The sequence below is a fragment of the Candidatus Tumulicola sp. genome, from assembly GCA_036490475.1.
Lineage (GTDB): Bacteria > Vulcanimicrobiota > Vulcanimicrobiia > Vulcanimicrobiales > Vulcanimicrobiaceae > Tumulicola.
This window is the reverse complement of record DASXDT010000006.1, coordinates 1,371,129-1,393,932: the sequence shown is the minus strand read 5'-3', so window position 1 is coordinate 1,393,932 and position 22,804 is coordinate 1,371,129. Positions and strand designations below refer to the sequence as shown.

The 22,804-nt window shown below is 59.5% G+C and carries 21 protein-coding genes and 1 pseudogene; 9 read left to right on the top strand and 13 right to left on the bottom strand.

Going from position 1 to position 22,804, the window contains the following annotated elements:
- Positions 1-44: 44 nt before the first annotated feature.
- Positions 45-1,595 (top strand): alpha/beta hydrolase, encoded by a 1,551-nt coding sequence (locus VGF98_14210; protein HEY1682795.1) that lies wholly within the window; start codon positions 45-47, stop codon positions 1,593-1,595.
- A 456-nt stretch (positions 1,596-2,051) separates the two neighbouring features.
- Here VGF98_14210 and VGF98_14205 read toward each other — a convergent pair whose 3' ends face one another.
- Both VGF98_14205 and VGF98_14200 read right to left on the bottom strand, forming a co-directional pair.
- Positions 2,052-2,387: a hypothetical protein gene (locus VGF98_14205; protein HEY1682794.1), complete on the bottom strand. Its 336-nt coding sequence runs from the start codon at positions 2,385-2,387 to the stop codon at positions 2,052-2,054.
- A 57-nt stretch (positions 2,388-2,444) separates the two neighbouring features.
- Positions 2,445-4,253 (bottom strand): aspartyl protease family protein, encoded by a 1,809-nt coding sequence (locus VGF98_14200; protein ID HEY1682793.1) that lies wholly within the window; start codon positions 4,251-4,253, stop codon positions 2,445-2,447.
- Between the two features lie 140 nt (positions 4,254-4,393).
- On the opposite strand from VGF98_14200, the gene VGF98_14195 reads away from it, so the two are divergent.
- The 3 genes from VGF98_14195 to VGF98_14185 all read left to right on the top strand — a co-directional run bounded on the left by VGF98_14195 (position 4,394) and on the right by VGF98_14185 (position 8,475).
- On the top strand, positions 4,394-5,320 hold the full coding sequence (locus tag VGF98_14195) for a hypothetical protein (protein HEY1682792.1): 927 nt from the start codon (positions 4,394-4,396) through the stop codon (positions 5,318-5,320).
- A gap of 90 nt (positions 5,321-5,410) precedes the next feature.
- On the top strand, positions 5,411-5,677 hold the full coding sequence (locus VGF98_14190; protein HEY1682791.1) for a hypothetical protein: 267 nt from the start codon (positions 5,411-5,413) through the stop codon (positions 5,675-5,677).
- 41 nt (positions 5,678-5,718) lie between these two features.
- Positions 5,719-8,475 carry an AAA family ATPase gene (locus tag VGF98_14185; GenBank protein HEY1682790.1) on the top strand — a complete coding sequence of 919 codons (2,757 nt, stop codon included), beginning with the start codon at positions 5,719-5,721 and terminating at the stop codon, positions 8,473-8,475.
- Positions 8,476-8,494: 19 nt separating this feature from the next.
- Here VGF98_14185 and VGF98_14180 read toward each other — a convergent pair whose 3' ends face one another.
- From VGF98_14180 to VGF98_14160, 5 genes are all read right to left on the bottom strand, one after another.
- Entirely contained in the window at positions 8,495-9,226 is a 732-nt protein-coding gene (locus VGF98_14180; protein ID HEY1682789.1) for a helix-turn-helix transcriptional regulator, read from the bottom strand.
- Positions 9,223-9,720 carry a hypothetical protein gene (locus VGF98_14175; protein HEY1682788.1) on the bottom strand — a complete coding sequence of 166 codons (498 nt, stop codon included), beginning with the start codon at positions 9,718-9,720 and terminating at the stop codon, positions 9,223-9,225. Before VGF98_14175 ends, VGF98_14180 begins: the two co-directional genes overlap by 4 nt.
- A 5-nt stretch (positions 9,721-9,725) precedes the next feature.
- Positions 9,726-11,063: a hypothetical protein gene (locus VGF98_14170; protein HEY1682787.1), complete on the bottom strand. Its 1,338-nt coding sequence runs from the start codon at positions 11,061-11,063 to the stop codon at positions 9,726-9,728.
- A 95-nt stretch (positions 11,064-11,158) separates the two neighbouring features.
- The gene (locus VGF98_14165) at positions 11,159-12,040 is read right to left on the bottom strand and encodes a hypothetical protein (protein ID HEY1682786.1); all 882 of its coding nucleotides are present in this window, start codon (positions 12,038-12,040) and stop codon (positions 11,159-11,161) included.
- Between the two features lie 54 nt (positions 12,041-12,094).
- The gene (locus VGF98_14160; GenBank protein HEY1682785.1) at positions 12,095-12,463 is read right to left on the bottom strand and encodes a cupin domain-containing protein; all 369 of its coding nucleotides are present in this window, start codon (positions 12,461-12,463) and stop codon (positions 12,095-12,097) included.
- Between VGF98_14160 and VGF98_14155 the strand changes: the two genes are divergently transcribed.
- Positions 12,463-13,212 (top strand): aspartyl/asparaginyl beta-hydroxylase domain-containing protein, encoded by a 750-nt coding sequence (locus VGF98_14155; protein ID HEY1682784.1) that lies wholly within the window; start codon positions 12,463-12,465, stop codon positions 13,210-13,212. The genes VGF98_14160 and VGF98_14155 overlap by 1 nt on opposite strands.
- 37 nt (positions 13,213-13,249) lie before the next feature.
- On the opposite strand, the gene VGF98_14150 is transcribed toward VGF98_14155, so the two are convergent.
- Complete coding sequence (locus VGF98_14150; GenBank protein ID HEY1682783.1) at positions 13,250-13,687, bottom strand: hypothetical protein; 438 nt, start codon at positions 13,685-13,687, stop codon at positions 13,250-13,252.
- 3 nt (positions 13,688-13,690) lie between these two features.
- On the bottom strand, positions 13,691-14,317 hold the full coding sequence (locus VGF98_14145) for a TetR/AcrR family transcriptional regulator (GenBank protein HEY1682782.1): 627 nt from the start codon (positions 14,315-14,317) through the stop codon (positions 13,691-13,693).
- A gap of 53 nt (positions 14,318-14,370) precedes the next feature.
- Between VGF98_14145 and VGF98_14140 the strand changes: the two are divergent.
- Positions 14,371-15,128, top strand: a pseudogene (locus VGF98_14140) (SDR family NAD(P)-dependent oxidoreductase).
- Between the two features lie 8 nt (positions 15,129-15,136).
- Complete coding sequence (locus VGF98_14135; protein HEY1682781.1) at positions 15,137-16,624, top strand: DHA2 family efflux MFS transporter permease subunit; 1,488 nt, start codon at positions 15,137-15,139, stop codon at positions 16,622-16,624.
- A gap of 142 nt (positions 16,625-16,766) precedes the next feature.
- On the opposite strand, the gene VGF98_14130 is transcribed toward VGF98_14135, so the two are convergent.
- On the bottom strand, positions 16,767-17,030 hold the full coding sequence (locus VGF98_14130) for a hypothetical protein (protein ID HEY1682780.1): 264 nt from the start codon (positions 17,028-17,030) through the stop codon (positions 16,767-16,769).
- Between the two features lie 424 nt (positions 17,031-17,454).
- On the opposite strand from VGF98_14130, the gene VGF98_14125 reads away from it, so the two are divergent.
- Positions 17,455-18,237, top strand: coding sequence for a nucleotidyl transferase AbiEii/AbiGii toxin family protein (locus VGF98_14125; protein HEY1682779.1), 783 nt, complete (start codon positions 17,455-17,457; stop codon positions 18,235-18,237).
- Positions 18,238-18,249: 12 nt separating this feature from the next.
- Here the strand turns inward: VGF98_14125 and VGF98_14120 are convergent, their stop codons facing one another.
- The 3 genes from VGF98_14120 to VGF98_14110 all read right to left on the bottom strand — a co-directional run bounded on the left by VGF98_14120 (position 18,250) and on the right by VGF98_14110 (position 21,855).
- Entirely contained in the window at positions 18,250-19,779 is a 1,530-nt protein-coding gene (locus VGF98_14120; protein HEY1682778.1) for an alpha/beta hydrolase, read from the bottom strand.
- Complete coding sequence (locus VGF98_14115) at positions 19,776-21,266, bottom strand: alpha/beta hydrolase (protein ID HEY1682777.1); 1,491 nt, start codon at positions 21,264-21,266, stop codon at positions 19,776-19,778. The genes VGF98_14120 and VGF98_14115 overlap by 4 nt, the downstream gene beginning before the upstream one ends.
- 430 nt (positions 21,267-21,696) lie before the next feature.
- Entirely contained in the window at positions 21,697-21,855 is a 159-nt protein-coding gene (locus VGF98_14110; GenBank protein HEY1682776.1) for a hypothetical protein, read from the bottom strand.
- Between the two features lie 107 nt (positions 21,856-21,962).
- On the opposite strand from VGF98_14110, the gene VGF98_14105 reads away from it, so the two are divergent.
- Positions 21,963-22,766, top strand: a complete 804-nt coding sequence (locus VGF98_14105; GenBank protein ID HEY1682775.1) for an AraC family transcriptional regulator — start codon at positions 21,963-21,965, stop codon at positions 22,764-22,766.
- The last annotated feature ends 38 nt before the right edge of the window (positions 22,767-22,804 follow it).

The window sequence follows — 22,804 nt, the reverse complement described above, 5'->3', positions numbered from 1 at the left end:
TCGTCGCGCTCTTTCAAGGCGACGACCATAGAGGCCGGCACTTCTTGCGCCGGCCTCTGCTCGTATTGGCTCTCATCCTCGCATCGTTCATCTCGGGACCGGTCGTTTCGCGCGCTGCGGCGGCACCCGCAGCGGTCCCGCGCTACACGCCTACAACGTGCCCAAAAATTGCGGGCATAGATTGGCTCGATCGTGCGACATGCGGCTATCTCGTAGTGCCCGAGAACCGCTCGAAGCAGAACGGCCGTACGATCCAACTCATGATTACAAAAATCAGCGCTCGCTCGGCGGAAAAACAACCGGACCCGATTCTCTATCTCGAAGGCGGACCGGGCGACATCGCCCAGCTCGAGGCAGACCAGATTATCAAAGCGCCCTTTCTCCGCGACCGCGACATTTGGCTCGTGAGTCAGCGCGGCACGTGGTCGTCGAAGCCGGCGCTGATCTGTGCGGCGACGAACGCCTTTACCCAAAAGCTTCTTGGCATGCGCTACTATTCGGAGGCGACAGAGCGTGCGCATGTCGCTGCGACGCGAACCTGTCGCAACGAGCTTATCGCGACCGGCGCGGATCTCAGCGCGTATAATTCGAGCGAAAGCGCCGACGATCTCGCCGACCTGCGCAAAGTGCTCGGCATTTCTGAGTGGAACGTATTCGCGAATTCCTACGGCACGTACATGGCGCAAACGCTCATGCGCGCGCACCCCGAGGGCATCCGCAGCGTCGTCATGGATTCGGTCGTGCCAGCAACCTACACGGTTCCCGGAAACTGGTGGAATGCGCGCTACGGCTTCCAGAATCTCTTCAACGCCTGCGCTGCGCAGACCGCGTGCAATGCGGCCCATCCGCATCTCGAACGAACGTTTACTGCACTGGTGAACAAGCTCGAAGCACATCCACTCCTGCCAACCATCGTCGACCCTTACACAAAGAAGAACGTCCCCGTCGTGATCGACGGCGGTGCGCTCATCGACTGGTTGCGCAACCAAACCTACGGTTTGCAAACGCTTGCGGCCGCGCCCGCTACGATTGGTGGTCTGGCTGCCGGGCAGCACGATGCAATCGAAACGGTCGCGCTGCATCGGGCGGGTCGAGCGCCGGAGTATCATCCGGGTGCCGTCGCACTCGGCGACGGGTTAACATTCGGCGTTACGTGCCGTGAAGACTATCCGTTCGCGACGCAAGAGGGGCTCGCGGCCGCCGGGCGAGGCGCGTTCCCCAACTACCCTGCGTCAATCCAACGTGAAGCTGTCGGCAGTTGGGCGTACGTCAATGAAGACTGCGGCGTATGGAACGTGCCGACGGCACCGATGGCGATGCGCCAACCTGTCGCGAGCAGTATTCCGACGCTGCTCATTTCCGGAACGTTCGACACGTTGACGTCGCTAGCGTGGGCAAAGGCCGCGGCAACGCGGTTATCGCACTCGACGATCATCAGCATACCAGGCGTCGGGCACTCCGTCTCCGCCTGGTCGCCGTGCGCCCGCGCGGTTGTTGATTCGTTCTACGCCGCTCCGGATCGCGAGCCCGACACATCGTGCGTGGACAAATTGAAACCGGCTCCCTTCACCTTAACCGTTGGCGAAAAATCGTAAACTCGGCAGTGTTGCCCATAGCGGCGCTCCAATCCCTGATGGCTTCCAAGTCAACACGTTCTCGAGAGGCGACACCTACGGCGGCAGACAAAGCGCTACGATCGTTTTCGGTATAAAACCACAGGAGGCGATCCCGCACGCAGTCCGTTGGTGAAAGTATATGCAATAGCTGAGCACCGCGGTGTAGCGTTTTCCAGCGTGTAATCACTTCATCAGCGATTTGCAGTGGGCCGCGCGGAAATTCTAAAGTAAATTTGTTAAACCGATGGTGGTAGACGCCTCCCCGAACTTCGTAGCCAAGTGATGAAATCGGCGTCGCGGCGACTGATACGATTCAGGTGCGTAAACGGTTGCTGCGCTGCCGCCCGTCAGAACGACGGTTGTAGCAGCATTGTACAAGGCAGTGCAAACTTCGTAGCAGACGTCCTCCAAGGTCGAGCGATCGGTGATTGGCACTTAGATCGCTTTCGATCGGCGGCGAGGGCGACGTCGAATTTGCGACAGGCGCTGCTCCATATCGGTGCTCTTCGCATACTTTTCCAAGAACTTCTCTAGGTCTCCGATGCCGAACATTCGCGGGTTAAGCGAAAGCGTCCGGGTCCGCCCCACATACTTCGAAATGATGATTTCTCCGGCCTCAAGCTCTTCAACTATTTTGAATATCGTCGGCGTAGAAACACCGAGCATGCCGGCGATCTCCTGAACGTAAGTACCCTTCAGGAGGGCGATCGCCAGCAGTGTGCGGGTGCGTGTTGAACTTCCAAAAAGCTTCGGGTCGCGAGTATCGAGCATGAATCTAGTATAGCATAAAGGCTAATATATGCAAGCCTTTAGGCTTTATGAAAAGCCTCAGGGGTGGCGCAACGTTAGTTCGACCGCGCGAGTGTTCGCACCGCGCCGAATGGTCAGCCGAACGACACTTCCCGCTGGCGCGGTGACGAGGTCGAGAAAATCTGCGCTTGAGAATTCGCTCGCGCTTCTGCCGTTGACTGCCGTGATTGTATCGCCAGCCACGATTCCGGCCACTGTGGCGGGCGAGTTCGGGCGAACCGCTTCGACGTCGATCGTGCTCGACTGATTCTTCGTAAATGCGATTCCTGAGCGGTTCGGCGGGATGTCGAGCGGGTGCGCCACCGGTTCGAGATACAGCGTCCCATTCGCATAATCGAACGTCGGTGTGAAGTGCGAGAGCACCGTCAGACCGAGATCGCCGGCCTCCGTCCACGACGAAAACGAGCCGGTCTTCATCTGCGTGAAGTCCGCTTTGAGACTGCGGATATTGCTGCCGCCAATTCCGAAACTGGACAGCGTTTGAATCGTGCCGCTGTTGGAGCCGCCCGTGCCGCTCCCCTTGATCGTCGCACCGGGCGTGTATTTCGCAAACAGTCCGGTTCGCCGCAGATAATCGCCGTACAGGATCAGCAGTCCGGCGTTGCCGGTGTCGACGCCGAACCATCCATTGTTGCCATCAGCAGCCGCATTCGCCAACGGCATGTCTTGTTGGAAGCGAATGGGTACACGAGTCGCCGCTCCGCGGAACGTGAAATTCGCAAGTGGCGTCAGCGTAAGATTGCGCTTGGCGTAGTCGATACGAGCCGCATAGCGTTCGAACCACTCAAGCCCGAGTATTCCGGCGAGCGGAACGCGCTTGCCGCGCTCGTAGAAATCGTACGGGTACGGAATCACCAACATCGGTTGGTCGAGTAGCTCTGCGTTGCCGATGCGCATGCTACGAACGCGCGCATATTGCAGTCCGATCGTTCCGGAGCCCGCGCCTCCGCTGACGCCCGCGCCGAAGCCCCGCACGCCGAGAATTTTGGCTGCAGCGGTATCGAGAATCGCGTGACCACCGGTGTCGAGGATAAACGGCATCGGCGCGCGGCCGTTGATCGACGCCCAAACGAGCAGTTGGCGGCCTTCGAGTGCCACTGGCACCGTAGTTGAATTTGCATTCGCGAGCGTTCTCGCGTTATCGATTTCACGCGGTTTTTGAAAGTCGGACGCGGTTGCGTTGACGCTGACCGTGTAGCGCGTTACGTCGGTACGATCGCCGTTTTCTGGTTCGAACGAGCTTGCGTGGGAGATCGCAAACGGCAGCACCAGCCGGCCGACCTGACGATAATCGGCGAACGTCGTGATATCGGTCTCGATCGGCGCTCGGATCGCGATCGACTCGACGAGATGCGTTCGGTTGTTGATTGCCAGTGTGGCCGGAATAGCGCCAGGCGGCTGCACTCGCACGAGTTGGGTCGTGTCGCTGCCGCTCGATCCGGTGCCGACGCACGAAAACGTCCCCTGCGGGTTAGAAGCGAGATATGCGCGCCGCGTGAGGTAGGCTTGTGTCACTGCGAGCGCGCGCGGATACCACGCATCATAGGCGTGCACGCCGCCGGAGATGTCGCGGACCCAGTCGGTTTGCCCGTCGTACACTTCGAGCGTTTCACCCGCGACGGACAACGTCTGACGATTCGTATATCGGCCACCCCGCATGTCGTCGTGGAACGCGGCTGTGCCGTTCAGGCCCGAGCTGCGCAGGTTCCCGACTGCCGAGACTTCCCCGACGGATTTCCACGCTGCGCCGCCCGTCGCGGCGGCGACCTGCGAGAACAGGACTCCCGGATTACACGAGATCGTGGCAGCGGCGATCAGGGCAAGCATCCCACAAGTATATGCCACCGCGCCCCCGGCGTCTTGAAGATTCTTAGCGTGGGGGTTCCCCCAATACTAGAAAGCGCCGCGTTCTTGTATGGTCCTTAGTGACGAGTGCTCGTGGTGCTCGCAACCTGAGGAGGGACTCGATGATTCGGAAGCTGTTCACGCTCGTCATAGCGGCATATCTGGCCGGCTGTTCGGCACCCGGCACGGTACCCCGAATGCCGAACAGCGCCAATGGCCCGGTTTCAGGCGTGACGCCCGATGCCGGCGCCGTTTGCAAGCCCACGCCGAAGACTGCAACCAACTTGTTTGCCGCCAACGATCTGTCGAGTCATGTGCTCGAGTTTTCACCCCCGTATAAGAGTGCGCCGAAGATGCTCGCTTCCGTGCAATACGCAGTCGCCGTCGCGTTCGATAGCAAGAAAAATCTTTTCGTGACGCAAACCGGCACGAACAGCGTGTTGGAGTTTAAGGCCCCCTACACCGGCAAACCGATCGCCGAAACCAAAGCGGCGTTCCAGGCAGCGTACGGTATCGCGCTCGACGCACACAACAATCTTTTTGTCGCCGATCTCCGCGGCAACCAAGTCGTAGAACTCGCACCACCTTATACTGGAAAGCCCAAGATCGCCATCACAAAGGGGATCGGCAGTCCGGATGGTCTGGCATTCGATACCAAATGCGACCTCTTCGTTACGAATCAATCTACGAATACCGTGACCGAATACGCACCGCCCTACACGAATGCACCGATCGCTACGATCGGCAGCGGTTACCTCAACGGCCCGACCGGTCTGGCCTTTTCCAACAATAAACTCTACGTGGATAGCTTCTATACTGACGAGATGCAAGTCTTCGCGGCGCCGTACACCGGAGCACCCGTGCAGACGATCGTTACGGGCTCGGGTACGGAGCCCTACGGCATCGCATTCGATCCGAAGCAGAATCTGTTCGTCGGATTGTATGGCATGAGCGAGATTTTCGAATACGCGTCTCCGTATAAGGGCAAGCCGCTTACCACAATCACAAAAGGCTTAACCTTGCCGGCCGGCATCGCATTTGGCCCGTGAGTGCGGCGGCTCATCGAGTGCGCCGCGCTCCTCGGATACCGCTTCGATGCGAACATTCTCGCTGCGTGCTGCAGATGCAGTACGAGGATCGTGTCGCGCGAACTGGGACGCGCCTGTCGTTGTGGGCTGCTGGTTTGCGAGTCGCCGGATAAAGGGCGCTACCGCTTTGCGCACGGCCTCTACCGGTCCGCGATTCGCGACGGGCTCGACCCGAGGCTCGCCCGCGCACTGCATGCCAAGATTGCGGCAACGCTCGAACGGCTAGCCGAAGTGAAAACCTCTCCCGAACTACTGGCGCATCATTGGAGTTCGGCCGGAAACGCAGAACGCGCAAACTCGTATCTCGCGCTGGAATAAGCCAGCGGTAAACGTCGGCCACCCGCGAATGCGCAGGATCAATGATCGCCCCGCGCATCTCCAGCCGACGCATCGTCGGGCGGGATCTGGAGTTGCAACTGTTACACGAGGCCCGCCGCGCGCTTTCCAGCCGGCACGGGTCGTTCGTGCTCGTCGGCGGCGAAGCGGGCATCGGGAAGACCCGGCTGCTCGCGGAGTTTACCGCGACACTGCGCGGTGGCCGCGCACCGCTTCGCGCCGCAGGCGAGGCGTTGGAGGATGCGCCGCGACCCTTTGGGCCGTTTCGTTCGGTGCTCGAAACATTGGTCGCCGCTTCGCCGAGCGTTATTGGAGCGGCACAGCCCATCGTACACCGCGCGCTTGGAGCGCTCGTTCCGGATGCGTTAACCGCAGCCGGTTTCGCGGTGCCCATGAGCGCTCGCGTGGAAAAAGCAGAGCTCTTTACCGGTGTCACGCGATTCATCGAAGCGGTTGCCGAGAAACGTGCGATCGTCGTCGTGCTTGAAGACCTACATTGGGCCGATTCGGCGACACTCGAACTACTCTGTCATCTCGCTCCGCGGATCGGAACGACGCGTTTACTACTGGTAGGCACCTATCGGGACGACGACATTCGCCCGGAGCACCGGCTGTTCGCACCGCTGGCACGATTGCTTCGCGAGCATACCGTTCGAAGCGTCAGGCTCGAGCCGCTCGCCGATCACGATGTGCGGGCGCTTATCGAGGATGCGCTTGATGGTGCGTTTGCGTTGTCACCGGATCGGCTCCGCGATGTCGTTGCCGGCTGCGACGGCAACCCGTTCTTCATCGAAGAAATGCTCAAGCATGCCGTTGAAATCGAGCGCGGCGGCCTCGCAGCTCCGATGCCGATTTCGATTCGAGGACTGACGCTGCAACGCGTGGCGCACTTGAACGTTTCCGACCGTCAGGTCCTTGACTACGCCGCAGTGCTAGGTCAGCGCTTTGCAGCAACCACCCTCGCCGCGGCAACGGGTCAGGCTTCGGACCGAGTGATGCAGGCGTTGCAGCGCCTACAAGATCTCGGCGTGCTGCTCGAAGACTCCGCTCCGAAACACTTGCACTTCCGGCACGCACTCGTGCGGCAGATCGTCTACGGGGAACTTCCAACCGAAACCGTACGCTCGATGCACGCAAGCATCGTAGAGCTACTCGAACTCGAATCGCAACCGGACGTCGATGCGCTTGCCTATCATGCGTGGCGCGCAGATCTTCGCGAACGTACGTTGGAGTATAGCGAATGCGCGGGTGATGCCGCACTCGGCGTTCGGGCCGCCGCGCAAGCCGCGACGTATTTCGAGCGCGCACTCGAAGTGGCCACAGACGATGATATGCGGATTCGTTTGTTCGGGAAAAGCGGTGAGGCTTGGCTGCAGCAAAGCGATTTTGGCCGCGCGGTACCGGCATTCTTAGCGCAACACGATCTGCTGCTCGATCGCCACGATTATAGCGGCGCTTCGGCGGCGCTGACGCGCGCCGCCGCAGAGGAAGCCAACGGCGGCCACATTCGGGAAGCGCTCGCACGGCTTATCGCGTACGATGCAACCTACGGCGCCGATTTGCCGCGCGAGGCGGCCGATCGCGTGAACGCCAACCTCGCCCGAATTGCGACGGCCGGCGACAATTTCGATTTGGCCACGCGAGCGCTCGAGAAGATTCGCGATCCGCAGCAACTCGATGCGTTTACCCATCAGGTGTATTGGCTTGCGCAACTTTTCACCAGCGAACACGCGCTCGACGTGCCCGGCTGGAGGCGCGCCGCCGATGCACTCGAGCGGCGAAATCCGGAAACGTATCCGCTCATGCGCTCGCAGATGCTGCACTCGATCGCGAGCACCTCAATTCTCCTTGCCGAGAGCGACGCGGGCGGGCGCGCTGTGGATGCCGCGATCGCCATCGACAACGAGTTCGGCTTATTTCGGGCGCTCGCGTTCGCGAATGCCGTGAAGGCGTGCATTCTTGGCGCTCGCGGCCGGCTTGCCGCAGCGCGTTCGTGCATCGATGCGGCGCTCGAGCAGTCCGGCCTATTTGTCGTCCGAATCGAGTTAGCGATAGGAGCGTCGGCGGTGGCGCTTGCGCTCGGCCAAGACGCTCTGGCGCAGCGGCTGCTCGAGAAAGAGTTCGAGACGGCGCTTGAAGAGGCCGGCATGGGACCGGCAATATCGGCATTCAGAGGTATGCGTGCGTTATTGTTATTTTCGTTGGGACGAAAGGCTGAGGCAAGCGCTCTTCTGGACGAATCCCTCGCGGCGGAACAACATCCATTTGCCGTCGTACACTTTTGGCCGTTAGCTTCGCAGCACGCGACGCCGTCACAACAATCGAAACTACTGGAACACTGCACCGTCGCGGCCGCTCGACCCGGCGCAAGCATCGCGCAAGCGTGTCTGGCGCTGCTTTCCGGCGACGGTGTGGCTGCGGCCGAACGTTATCGCGAGCTTGGCTGGCCGATCCACGAGGCGCTGTCGCTCGAACGATCGGGAGACGGGAACGCGGCGCTTGAGATCTTTCGCCGATGTGGGAGCGCGCGCGACGTCCGCCGCCTAGAGCTGCATAGCGCGCCGTCGACTGCCGTTCGAACTGCGAAGGGCCAACTTTCCACGCGCGAACTCGAGGTCGCGAACTTGATTGCGCGCGGCCTTACCAATCGCCGGATCGCAGAACAGCTCGGTGTTCGCGAAAAAACCATCGAGAAATACGTTACGTCGATCTACGCCAAGCTTGCGTTCACGACTCGCGCACAACTCGCCGCGCACGTCACCAGACAGAACGAATCCTAATCGCAGGTCGGCCCAGGGCTCAGCGCGCGAAGGTCCGGCGGTAGGCTGCCGGCGAGACGCCTAGCCTTTCGCTAAACAGACGAGTCAGGTGGCTCTGATCCGATAGCCCGGCGTTCGCAGCCACCCGGGAGATTGCCGACGTAGTCCCGAGCAGCAGTTGCGACGCATAGCGAACGCGCGCCCGCGCCCGATATTCGTTGGCGGTGATGCCTGTGTGCTGACGGAATGCGCGACTGAAGTGCGTCTCATGCAGCCCAGCAAGCGCAGCCGCTTCTCGCAGCGGGACAGCCTCGGTCCAGGGGAATTCGTCGAAAACGCGTTGCAGCCAAGGCGGCGGTTCCATTCGCTCCGCGCCGGACGACTCTATCGCGACGCGAAGATGCTGCACCGCCGTCTGCAGCGACGACTGATCTCGGTGAAAAGCCGTAACGATACGCCGCGCGGCCTCCCGAACCGTCGACGACCCGAGCGCTGAGGTTTGGTCCGGCGCCAGCGCGGCCAAACCGTTCGGCAGTTCGACGTTGAGACAACGCGTATGGCACGCGAACCGGTCGGCATGCTCCTCCCCGGCTTGGTGAACCACGACCGCCCCATCGCGGCACAATTCGGGCACCGTGTCGTTCACTTCGACGTACGTACCGCTCAACACGATCGTTACGAATGGCGACGAATGTTGATGATGCGTCATCGAGCTGCAGCCTCGATGATTGCTTTCATACACCGCACCTGCCTCAACTATACGTTCCGTCATTTTGAGCGTACCGCGCGCGCACGCTCGTATAGATATTCAGCGTTACTCCAAACATTCGGATTTCTATGCGACTTGCGCATGAGATCGACGACGTCTTTGAGATGCTCCCAACTCTGCAGAATGAGGATGGCGTCGAAGTCCAGCAGCGCTTCTCCCAACAACAATCGATGCCGAAGATAGATGCCCGCCTCCTCAAGCCGCGTTAAGACGATCAGCTCGGGATGGCGGTCTGGATCGAGATCCCACCCGCGCGCGTGTTCGAGCTCGCCCGCATATTCCGGGTTGCGCAGCCGCTCCGGAAGCTCGTTGATCACGAAGCGAAGCGCGCGATTGAAGTCGCGCTCGAGGAAGCGATCGAGTATGCGCTGCGTTCCATCGAATTGAGCGGCGCGCCGCGTTTCTCGCAGCTGGTACACGGCGACCGCGCCGCCGATCAACAGAACGCCGGCGGAGACGATGGAGCCGATCGCCGTTAGGGCATTGAAGTCGATCATCGGCATTAAGTGTAAAAGTATTGGCCTTGGGTGGCATGGTAGTAAATCGAAAGACCCCAGGCATTCGGATCGGTACATGGAGTCTCCGGCGGAGCGTTCTCATGGTAAAGATTGTTACCGCTGAAAAATATTCCCGAACGACGGATGTCGTCGGTCGTGCTGCTCGCCAGGCACTCGAACTTCGAGTTCGGCGTAATGCGGAGGTACTCATCGGACTCGTCGGTTGTCGGAAGCGTCCAGATACTTCCAGCGCCCGCCGGAAATACAAACCCTAAGTCTCCCAGCGTCTTGTAGAATCCGTCGTTTGTGCCTTTTGCCGCGGTTACCAGATCCTCGAATTGCTTGCCGACGGGCCTTTCAAACAACAGGCCGTCAATCTGGAGTTGGTTTGTGTTCTCAAATACGGCTCGCACCGAATCTCGCTCCGGGTTCTGAAACCGCATGACGTCTTGCCGGCTCGAGCAGAAAATTTCATACGTCGAGCTGCCCTGCGCCGTGGGACCGGTCAGCTGGAGCGACCACATCGTATACGGCGGTTTCAGCGCCACAATCGTATCCGGGGGAAGCGCCGGCCCCGAGAACGAGCCGTGCAACATTCGCGGATTGCCGCTGATCGAAAGCGTCATGACTTGCGTCACATTACGCTTCTGACCGCGCAAGAGTATCAATTGCTGTTGCCGATGGTGCAAATACGTTCTAATCGTGTCGAGCACAGCGGCTGGCTGATTGCCTTCTGGCCGATCGCTGTCTCGTTCCGTCGTCGCATTAAGATATTCGATGTAATAAAAGAGCGTCATCGCCTGTTGCGCATCGAAGAGGTCCCACGTATCCTGGAACGTCTGAGCGGACTTCTGCGTGTAGAACTCAGGGTTGTCGCTCGCGATGCCGCTGGCGGCTACGATCACGCTGGTTCCGACAGTTCCGATCAGATGATTGTGCCACGTTTCTGGGCCCTTACTTACCATCTCGAGGTCCTTTTGAATTTGGTCCAGCGCCTTGTCGACGTCTCGGTCGTTATCACCAGCAAGCGCTACAAACAGCCGCCTATAGTCGTCCTTCAGCGTATCGTTCGCATCCATCAACGCTTGAAGAGGCTGTACTACGATATCGAAGCTTGCTCGCTTAAATGCGGTTTTCGTATCGTCTTGCAGTCTGGCGATCTGCTTAGAGATTCCTTGTAACTGCGCGGAAATATCATCGAGCTTTGCCAAAATTTCTTCACTATGATCCGACCCGCTGTCTCCGCTAAAGAACTTCCATACGCTACCCAAGCCGACCGAGTCGGCCACCTTACCTCCGTACGTCTTTATCAGACTTCCGGCGATTTTCTCGGCAATAGACATGCCGACTTGCGACTGTCCCAGGGCGGACCCGCCAGTAAACCCTGTTGCAGCGACAGTTGCAGCGGAGGCGCAGCTTACTACGAAATCGCTCCGCTTCATTGCGCGGTCCAGATCATGGCATTCGCCTTATCCGAAGGCGTAAGAGTCTGGGGTGGCTCAGGTCTCAACGCCTGAAATGTAGAGCTGCCCACACCAACTGGCATCGCCTCGGCGTTCAGCGAGTCCAGCGCCTGAAGGTTATCCGGAGAAAACGGCGTCGCGATCTGCTGTGGGTTCGTGGTCGCTGCGACGATACCGGAAGCGACGACGTTGACCGGCTGCGAACCGTAGTTGACGAGCGTAACTTTCGGGAGACGCAATCCAAAGTACGGTATGAGATACCACGCCGTCATGTCTTCATCGGTGGTCGACGTAAACGATGAAGCAACGAACACAACCGCATAGTTGAGAGCGTCCGGATCGGTTCCCGCTGGGATTGGAGTTGCCTCGACGCTGACGGCGGGTAGCGCCGGTCCCACAACGTATCCAGCACGCTGCCAGAACGCGCGGCCGATCCGTATAGCTGGTACGACGTTCGCGTTGTCGTCGAAGATCGGAACGCTGAGAAGCGCTCCCGCATGCAGCGTTCCGCGTTGCATCGCATCGGTATGAAGCGCCTTATTGCCGTCGCCGTACATCAGTGTTAACGCTTCGACGGTCCCGCTGTAGTCGTAGGTAAATACGGCGGTGCGGCAACCCACGGGGATGACGCAAAACGGGTTGTCCGCGGGTAGCAACTTCTGCGGAACCAAGTAGTTGAAGAAGTCGATCCGCAACGACGAAAGATCCGGTACATCAGGCGTGTAGATATCGAACGCGTAGGCCGCCGCGTACGACTTTGACGGGGTGATGAGCGCAGCAGCCGGCGCGGCTGACCAAACGGTCGCCGCCAGCGCAAGAATTGCAACCGTCGTGAAGCGTCGGACCGACAACATCATCGTGCGTCGTCATTCCGGCGAAGCTTGCTTGCTCCTTTTAGCGTGACGTCGGGACTATATCCACTCGGGGTGAGCGGTCCGGTCCCCAGTGGCAGCGCCCGTGTTGACCGTGGATTTCGGCTCGAGCAACAATAGTTCGGTTGCCAACGCGGCAACCGGTTTGTGCTCGACGCTGTGTGGCACGATTAAGAATTCGCCCGGACCGAAGCGTTCGACTCGCTCGTCGTCGCCGTCTCGATAGTGCATCGCGATTTCGCCCTCGATCACCATAAACAACTCGTCTTCGACCTCGTGATGGTGCCAGACGAATTCTCCCTCAACCTTCACGAGCTTGACGTGAAAATCGTTGAGCTCGCCGACGATCTTCGGCTGCCACGTCTCGTCGAAGCTGTCAAATTTATCACGAAGAGTGACTTTTTTCATTGGAACCTTCGCTTTCGGAGAGCAACATGATGGAGATGCTCGATTCGCCGCTTCCAGCGCGCTTTTCATCCTACATCGCTCAATTGCGACAGGATGGCGACGGCTCACAGATGTTGCATTACCCCGGCTTGACGTCGAAGCCGTGGCACGATCCCACACAGTTCCCTTTAGTACTAGCGCTCGAGAATGCGGCCAAGCAAATCGCGGTCGAAGCATCCGCTATCGACGCGCGCGCGTTCCACCGCGAAACGGAGCCAATTTCTCGAACGGGCAACTGGGACGTTTTCTTTCTATACGATCGTGGTCGCCGCCACGAAGCGAACTGTTCGGCTTGCCCTGTGACCGCACAACTTATCGAAGAGCACCGCACCGTTCGCGATCTGGCCGGCCTCGTCTATTTCTCGCGGATGGCACCCGGAACGCGCGTCGCACGCCATCACGGACCGACGAATGTACGACTGCGCTGCCATCTCGGGATCGATGTCCCACCGGATTGCGGGATACGCGTTGCGGACGAGTCGCGCTCTTGGACGGTTGGAAAATGCCTTGTCTTCGACGACAGCTTTCTGCACGAGGCGTGGAACGACAGTACTTTCACGCGGGCGGTTCTCGTCGTAGACGTGTGGCATCCGGATCTGACCGAAGAGGAGGTGCGGCTGCTACAAGGCCTTCAGCGATATGCAGCCGGGCACGGTAATCAGGCTGCACGGTCGTGGGCCCTCAACGACGCCGCTTCTGCTACACGGTAGGCGAAATCAAAAGCAGAGATCGTCAGGATCGGCGGCCTTAAGCAAAGGCTCCCGCGGCGATGCGCGTCAGCGCGGCGATCACTGGCGAGGTTCCACGAAGCACCAGCACGTTCAATGGGATGGCGTCGCCCAACAGCGGCTCCGGTTGGCCAAGCCACGGTCCAACTTCGTCGGGGTGAAAGACGCGCAATGCGCAATCGACCATGTACTCGAAATCGATGATTCGCTGCGCTGTTGCAACGCCAATCTTTTCTCGGCCCTTGAGACATCGAAGCATCTGCCCCGGGTCGAGCGCCAATAACTCCGCGGCCGCGTTCTCGCCAAACGCCGCTACTAGTCGTTGAAGCTTAACGGTCACGTCGAAGACGCGCTGAGCGCCCGGCTTAACCTTGATCGCGGTCGGGGCCCACGGGCTACGGGCGCGCGGAGTCGCTACTCGACGCTTGGTCTGTATTCGTTTCCCCGCGGTAGCCATGACTTAGTGATTCCCTAACTGGGCGTTTTCTCTTCGCTTAGCCCGCTCCGACTTGCCGGCAATCTCGCCTACGATTCGACGGGAAGCAGCTAAAATGTCATCCGCAAATTTCGGCTCGGCCTTTGCTACTGCACGGGAAACGATAACCGCGCCGATCGCCGCTGACGCTATCGTTAAGGCGCGTTCGCGATCGCTCGCGCCCGACTTCGAATCGCCTAAACTACGCTCGAAGTTTTGTGCGAACTTCGCGAAGCCATCGGCGAACGCGCGACTGACCTTCTTCCCCTGGCGGGCGATCTCGCTGCCGGATGCAGTCATCGCGCAGCCCGTCTCGAGATTGTCCCGGTGGCGTTTTCCGAGATACCAGTCGAGATAGTCGCTGAGGTTGAAGTCGTCGCCGGCGCTCTTGACGCGCCGCTCGTAGCCACGTTCTAGGCCGTCCGCGAGGGCCTCGGCCGCGAGCGCTTCCTTCGAATCGAATTGCGCGTAGAGCGCGCCGTGCGTGAGGCCCGCCTCGCGGCCAATATCGGCCACCCCGACCCCATTGATCCCGTGCCGCTTGAACAACTTGCCGGCCGCATGAATCAGGGCGCGGCGGTTCTCGGCGGACTTTTCCTTCGTGACCTTCATAGCAATCATTATACTCGCAATCAAACCTCTTGCAAAGCGCCCAGTCCGGTGTTATGATTGCGCTCGCAATGAATAATGCTAAGTACCCCTCCATCTCGGCGCAGACGGTCGCCTTCGTGACCGGCGCCAACCGCGGCATCGGCCGCGCCTACGTTGAACGCCTGGCCGAGGCCGGAGCCCGCGTCTACGCCGGCGCCCGGGACATCTCGTCACTCGCGTCGCTCATCGCCGAATATCCGAGCGTTCAGCCGATCGCGCTCGACGTGACCGACCCCGCGTCGATCAAAGCGCCGCCGCGCGCTCCACCGACGTCAACCTGTTGATCAACAACGCCGGCACGGCGCGGATGGGCGGCGTTACCGACATCGACTCACTCGATGACGCTCGCGCCGACATGGACGTCAACTATTTCGGTCTGCTCAACGTCAGTCGCGCGTTCGCGCCGATTCTCACCGGCAACGCACCCGCCGCCATGGTCAACGTGCTGTCAATCGTAAGCCTGATCGGCTTCCCCCGTCTCGCAACGTACAGCGCCTCCAAAGCCGCCGCGTTATCCGCAACGCGAGCGATTCGCGCCGAACTCGCGCCTAAAGGCGTCCGCGTGGTTGGCGTGATGCCGGGCTTCGTCGATACCGACTTGACCAAAGGCCTCGAGGCTCCCAAGATGTCGCCCTATGACGTCGCCGACGAGACCTTCGCTGCGCTCGAACGCGGCGACGACGACGTGTATGCCGGCGCACAAGCCGCGGGCCTCGCGCAGAGCTTCTTCGCCGATCACAAATCGCTCGAAAAAGAACTGGCAACCTACTAACTTCCCGCATGCCCAACGTCGTTGAATTCGGCCGGCGCCGGTTACTTATCGTAACCGGCGTCATGATGGCCGCGCTCTTGCAAACGCTCGACGCGACCATCGTGAACGTTGCGCTGCCCACGATCGAAGGTAACGTCGGCGCCAGCATCGACGAAGGCACGTGGATCATCACGGGCTACATCATCTCCAACGTCGTCGTTATTCCGCTCGCACCGTATTTGATGACGCGCCTGGGGCGCCGTCAGTACTACGCGATTTGCATCGCCGGTTTTACGATAGCATCGTTCTTGTGCGGCACGGCCGGAACGCTTAGCGAGCTGATATTCTACCGCGTGGTGCAGGGCGCGTTCGGCGGTGGCCTGATCGCCACATCGCAGGTGATTTTGCGCGAAACGTTTCCGAAAGAACAGATCGGCACGAGTTCGGGTATTTTTGCCCTCGCACTGACGGTCGGGCCGGCGCTCGGACCGACGCTTGGCGGTTTTCTCACCGATAATTTCTCGTGGCAGTGGGTGTTCGACATCAATATCGTGCCCGGCGCCATCGCTCTGTTCATCGTGTTGACGACGCTGCGCAACCCCGCGGATCCAAAGCGTATGCCGTTCGACTCAATCGGCGTCGCGTTATTAGCGATCGGTCTTGGGTCGATGCAGTTCGTGCTTGACGAAGGTGAGCGCTACGACTGGTTCAGCGATGGGCGCATTCTCTTCGCGGCTACGACTGCGGTTCTGGGCTTAGCAGCGTTCGTCTATTGGGAGCTGCGAGGCACGAAGACGCCGATCGTCGACTTGCGAATCTTCCGCTACCGCGTGGTGCAGTTGGGTGTGCCGTGCGCGATCATGATTGGGGTTGTGTTGTTCGGGCCGATCGTCGTACTGCCGCAGTACGTACAGGAAATGCTCGGCTTCACGACAGTGATGAGCGGTTACCTTATTCTGGCGCGCGCACTGCCCGTGATTATCTTGACGCCGCTGATCGGCCGCTTCGTGCAAAAAGTGTGGCCGCCTATTCTGCTGTTCATCGGCATGGGATTGAGCGCGTTCAGCCTAGCGATGATTGCATCGCATATGACGACCGACAGCGACTTCGGCTCATTCCAGTTCTATCTTGTGCTGAGTGGCATCGGCCAGAGCATGTTCCTCGTGCCGCTCTTGGTGACGATGCTCGGCAGCGTCGCACCGGCCGACAGTCCGAAGGTCAGCTCGTTCATCGCGTTGTCGGTGCAGCTCGGCGGCTCGATCGCCAGCGCACTACTGATTACGATCTTCGACCGCCGCATGTACTTCCACTCAGACATCTACCGCGGCTTGGCTACGATGGCCAATCCCGAAGTGCAGCATTTGTTCGCCCAAGGCGCTACGGCCGCAAAGCTCCAGGCCGCGATCGCCCTGCAAGCGATGAACGCGGGCTTCGCCGATTCGATTTACGCGATTGTGCCAGTAGCAGCTATCGCGGCAGTAATCGTCCTTGGATTCCGGTTTGCACGTTCCGGCTGACGAGCGGCGGCTCGCTCTCGGAAAACCACTCTGGTCGCGAGGCTGCGACGCCGAGGAGCGCCATGTCATCATTTAGTCAAACAAAACTTGACTAAGTGCTGACAATATGGGAAAATACACTTGGGAACATATTTCTATGCTATCACCGCAAAAACCACGAGAAGAGGCGCTCTACGACCTCGTGTCCGGGTGGCGCCGAGGCATATTTACAGCCGGCGAAGCAAAGCGCTGCGGTTACTCGAGACAACTCATTGCACACCATATAAAAACCGGAAACTTCGGGCGCATCGCGCGCGGCGTTTACCGGCTCGGTCTTTTCCCTAGCGATCACCTCGATGGGCTTGTAAGCGCTCTCGTCCGCGTAGATCCGGAGGATGCTGTCGTTTCTGGCCAGAGTGCCCTTCAACTTCACGAACTTAGCGAGATCGCTCCGAATAAGTACGAACTCACGCTACCGCGAGAAAAGCGCTATCGAAGCAGCCGTCGACGACATCCGATCGGCGTCAAAATTCACACGGTTAATCACCTCGATCCGAAAGAGGTTGTAAAGCTAGATGGGATTCGTGTGACTTCTGCTCCTCGTTCTATAGTGGACGCGGGGAACGACGGCATGGACCTAAAGCTAGTGCGATCGGTGGTCTTCGACGCGCTCCGCAAAATCAAAGCAACGCCTAAACAGATTAAAGAGGCCGCGCAAACACATGCGGAGCCCGCCGTACTCCGAACGATCCTAGAGGCCCTCGCCGACGCCGCCCTCGTGCCAACCATATGAAGTACCAAACACCCGCTGCGCTTGATCGTGCCAACGATATCAACAGAAACGCCGCAATATTGCCTTTGAGCGCGTTCTCGCGCGACTGGTGGCAGAAGATCCTGACGTATGGCTTCTTAAGGGTGGGGTCGCTCTAGATTACCGATTAGGCGAGGCGCGTTCGACCGGGGACCTCGATCTCTCTTCTAACATTAGTATCGCCGCTTTTACGGAAAAGCTCGTACAGGCCGTCGCGACCGACCTTGGCGATCACTTCGAGGTTCGAGTTTCCAGTGCGCCTTTTCGCCCCGTTGACGAAGTCGAAACGTATCGTTTTCAACTGGACGTTCGGCTAAATAATAAGATTTTTGTCAAGATCAGCATCGATATCGGTTTTGCCGATCCCTGGATTGGCGAAGCCGAAAGCCTTACGAGCGAAACCCTGGTGTTTGCCGGCGCGCAGCCTGTCGTCGTTCGAGCTATACCTATCGAGCAACACATTGCTGAGAAAATACATGCATACACAAAGAGTTATAACGGGCACCCGAGTTCGCGAGTAAAAGATCTCGTGGATCTAGTGCTTCTCTTAGGTTACCGTCCGCTGCGGGCAAGCACTTTACTTTTCGCTATCGACACCGTGTTTCGCAATCGAAACAGTCACGAGCGGCCTCAGAACCTTCCACCGCCGCCGCCCGGCTGGGACAAGACCTACGAGAAGCTTTCGGAGACTCTTCCGATTACGCACGACGTAACCGAAGCGTTTAGGCAGGTTGCCTCTTTCCTAGATCCGATGCTCGCAGACCCTACCAAAGAACAGTGGTGGGATCCCGAAGCGCGCGCTTGGAGAGCGGGCAATGTTTAGCTTGACGCGGACCTACAGTTCGAATTTGGTGGGCGGCACTTTGCCGATGCAACTCGTATCGGCCCTATTCAGAACGTCGAAGAACGATGCCGCGATCGCAAACGCACATTGATTCGCGGCCGCGGAGGGACTGCCGAACGCGACGTGCGCGACATTGGGAATCGTTACGACCGTTGAATTCGATAGCGTCTTCGCGACGTAGGCGCCGAACGATGCCGCCGTTTGAGCGTCATACTGGGCGTTGACCACCAGCGTGGGAATGCTGCTCCGCGTCACCGAACGCACGATCGCGGATACCTGCGGGACGTTCCAATCGCGACAGTTCTGGCGCATAAACGGCAGGTTCGGCGCGTTCCTTAGCATCGATAGTGGAAATGTCGGGAAAGCACGCCGGCCAGACGCAATGACACTCGCCTCGGTTTCGTAGGGCACCCACTCGCCGCACGACACGCCGTAAAACAGGCCGTTGCTCAGAACTCCGATACCGTTAGGATCTAACTTTGGGATCGCCCACGTCGATGCGATCGGCGCCGGATTGCCGTGCGCGAGCGCGTCGAGCGCCGCCGGAACTTTCGCTGCGATATGCGTTCCGGGCGACACCGTCCACTGCAACAGCATTCCGCCGCTAATCTTGACGCTGTACTTACCTGTGTGTCCGGGTACGTCGACTCGCACCGTCTTCGGCGAGGCTTCGTATTGAATGACGAGCCGCCGGAACGTCGCACCGATATCGCCGTAGCGCTTGCGACATGCCGCCTGCTGCGCACAGGCCTTGAAAATCGCGTTGATTCCCTCCCCTGCGCTGGTCCACGACGCCACCCCGCCAGCGAGTGGCGGCGGAAACACGCCGTCGATCGCTACCGAACGAATACCGCCGGGGTGTTGTTTCATGTACGTCAGCGCGAGGTCGGTGCCGTAAGAAATACCGTAAACGTTCCACTTGGCGATATGCAACGCGACGCGAAGCGCTTCGATATCGTCGGCGCTTTCGAGCGAGTTGTACGCACCGAGATCTTGCGTTTTCGTCAGCACTTCGCGCCGGCATGCGAGCGTTGCCCTCGAATAGGCTTGCTGCGTTTCCGGCGCGTCGTACGGCATATCGAGCGTTTCGGCGGCCCAGCGATCGGCCGCGTCGCACGTCAGCTTCGGCCGGGCGGTGTACGTTCCGCGCTGCGACATGAAGATGACGTCCCGATCTGCATTCAACTTACCGGCTAACGCCATCGGAATCTCGGTGATCGCGTCGTCGCCGGGTCCGCCGGCGAGCCATAGGATCGGATCGCTCTTTTTCGACGCGGACGCCGCCGGCATTATCGCAACAGAAAGCGTAATCGTCCGCCCATCGCCGCGATGCCGGTTTTCGGGAACGGTGATGGTGCCGCACTCGGCCTGCTGTAACTGCGGAATCGGCTGCGGCGGCTTCGGACACGCGCCGGCTACGAACTCAGGCGCGCTCGGAGCGGCTTTCGAAACCAAATGCGTACCCACGCTCGTCGCGACGACGATTCCGATGACAATTGCGAACCATGACGTGCGTCTCATTTGAAGTCCACTCTCGGTGCGGTCGCCGCGCAAGTTTTGTTGCCGCCCGGTGGCGACACGAAGTTCTGGAAGATTTGCTGCCCGCACGACGACTGCACGATCACCCAGTGCGCGAAGGCCGGCATGCGTACGTAGGTAGAGTTTGGCAACGTGTCGGCCGCATAGCGTCCCCATTTCGCGCCGGTTTTTGCGTCGATCGCCCCCGACACGACGAGCGTTCGAATGTCGCTGTGCACCCGAACGCGTTGGGAAGATGGTCCCGTCGGAACGTTCCACGCAGCGCACATTTCATGTTGGAACGGCATTTGCGGAGCGTTGATCAAGACCGAGTCGGGGAAATCGGGAAACTCGGCCTTGCCGGCGAGCAAGATATCCGTAGGCGATCCGTACGGCACCCATTCGCGGCAGATGAAACTCTGGGTCATGCCGAGTGCCTGTTCCGGCACCTCGGCAACGTGCGCGGCTGTCGCTCGCGTTTCCAAGAATATCTTTGGGTTCCCATGCGCGAGCTCGGTGATCGCGCGGGGCAAATAGGGCGCCTTCGGAGCGTTACTGACGGCCATCGTAATGATCGTGCCACCGTCCAGAACGACTTTCACCGGCGTCTTACCGCCCGGCGGCACAACGTTGCGAACGATCGGATGCGCTTCTAACTGCCGCACAACGCGTGTGAACGTCGCTAAGAGATTTGGATATTTGCTGTTGCATTTGGGCTGTGATTTGCAATCGTTGAAGAGCGTCGTTAGGCCCTCGCGCGCGCTACCCCACGTCCACACCAAACCGACGATGTTCGGCGGAACGACCGAGTCGAGCACGACCTGGTGGATGCCTTGCGGATGGTCGCGCATCATCGATAGCGCTAAATCGGTTCCGTACGAATAGCCGTACAGGTCCCACTGTTTATAGCCGAGTGCCTGACGAAGGTCGACGAAGTCTTGCTCGTTCTCGGTCGTGTTATAGGCGCTGAGATCGGCGCCCATGCCCACGAGCCGCTTATGGCATGCGGCAGCCGCCGCCGCCTGTGCTTTGCCGGTCGATGGCGCATCGTAGACGAGGCTGACCTGGCGCGCATAAAATCGATCGAGTTCGGGACAGTTAAGATCGGGATCGTCGAACAGCGTGCCGCGCTGATTCATGATGACGACGTCGTGTTTGCGATTGATGCCGGCATCGACTAAGAACGGCGCGTCGAGAATCGCTGCTTCACCCGGGCCGCCTGCCATGAACGCGATCGGCTCGGACTGCATTGGGCTGGGCGACTGTTGAGCCGGCAGTATAGCGACCGCAAGACGAATCGTACGACCGTTGGGCTTGGAACGATTCTCCGGAACTATGAGAAAGCCGCAACGCGCGCTCGAAAGTGCCTTCATCGGCTCTGCCGTTTTCGGACATGCGGACGTTTCGAATCTCGGCGTTACGGGTCGAGCGGCCGGGTTTGCGGCAAACAGCGCGGCAAACGCCAGCAACGATAACAGCATCAGTCGCATGTAATGCTCCGAACAGAGGGGTGCGGGTGGAGCGGTTGCAGCGGCGGGCAGCACGTGCGACCGAACGCGGTTCCAAACATAGCGTTTCGCTCCTCAAGAGTATCGCGAAACGCTCGTCTTTACCGCAAGCGAGCCCTCTCCTGTTAGACCGCGTGGCGGGCTAATTAAGAACAGAGCATTGGCTTGAGCAAGCTCCCTGATGGCATCGGCGCGCTGTGTGGAATTCGGACTAGACTTAGTCCACCAGTTCACATTTTAGAAATGAGTTTCGCGTCGCAAAATCCGACCGCTGATCCACGTTGTCCCCTTTTCGCGCTGAACGAGACCCGCGCATGAATGCAAACGCCTGAAAAAGCGACGAAAAACGGTTAAGATTGCGTCATTTTTTTGTGAACGAGTGGACTAGACTTAGTCCGTTTTCTCTAGTCCGTCAGGAAGACTTTTCGTCGCCCTCCGACGCTTCTCGCGCCGCATTTTTTGGATCGATATCGCCGCCGCCATCTCGTAGGCGTCCGGCGTTCTTCTGCATTCCAGTACCTTCACTCTGGGGATCGGGCTGGTCGGGCTGGTCGGGCTTGTCATTGCTCATAAGATCGCTTTCGTTCCCTCCGCAGCTCCTGATCAAGCGCCTTTGCCTCGAAGCGGCCTTGTCACCGCCTCGCGGGACTCGCCAGCGGCCCGCGGAAATCTGTCGGCGTGCAGCAAAGCGACCTCCTTGGAACTCCGGATGTTAGTCGTTCTCTCGAAGCCGGTTTGCGTTTTACGACGACACAGTATCGCCCCGCAAGCGCGCTGCCGCCGCACGAGCATGCTTCGACCAACATAACGTTCGTGCGGCACGGGCACTATCGCGAAACGTTCGAAAAGCGGGAGCGCTGGTGCGAACCGGACATGCTGATCGTGCACCCAGCGGGCGAGCGCCACTCGAACGTTCACGGGCCTTCTGGAGTACGACTGCTCAACGTCGAGTTCGACCCGGCGCGCGCGCGTCTTCTGAATGATATCGCGCCGGTATTACAACAGCCATTCGAGCAGCGCTCGAACAGCTACAGTAGGTTAGCCAACGCAATCGAAACGGAGTTGCATCGTAACGATGACGCATCCTCGCTGGCATTAGAAAGCCTGGTCCTAGAAGCGTTCGTCACGGCGTTCTGCGATCGCGTCTCAAACGAACGGAATCATAAGTGGCTAAGCCGCGTCGTCGACGCGCTGCACGAAACCACCGAGCGACGCATTTCGATGGACGATTTAGCCAATGTCGCCGGCGTGCACCCCGTGCACGTTGCGCGAGAGTTTCGCCGCACATTCAGGTGTACGGTTGCCGGTTACTTGCGCGTCCTTCGCGCGCGGCGCGCGTGCGAGGCCTTAGCAACGAGCGATCTTCCGCTCTCGACGATCGCACAATCGGCTGGTTTTTCGGACCAAAGCCACTTCACGCGGGTCTTTCGCGCAACGATCGGGATATCGCCCGGAGCGTATCGTCAGACCAGAAAACGTTGAGTTTGTTCAAGACGCCCTAGTGGCTGGCGTGGCACACT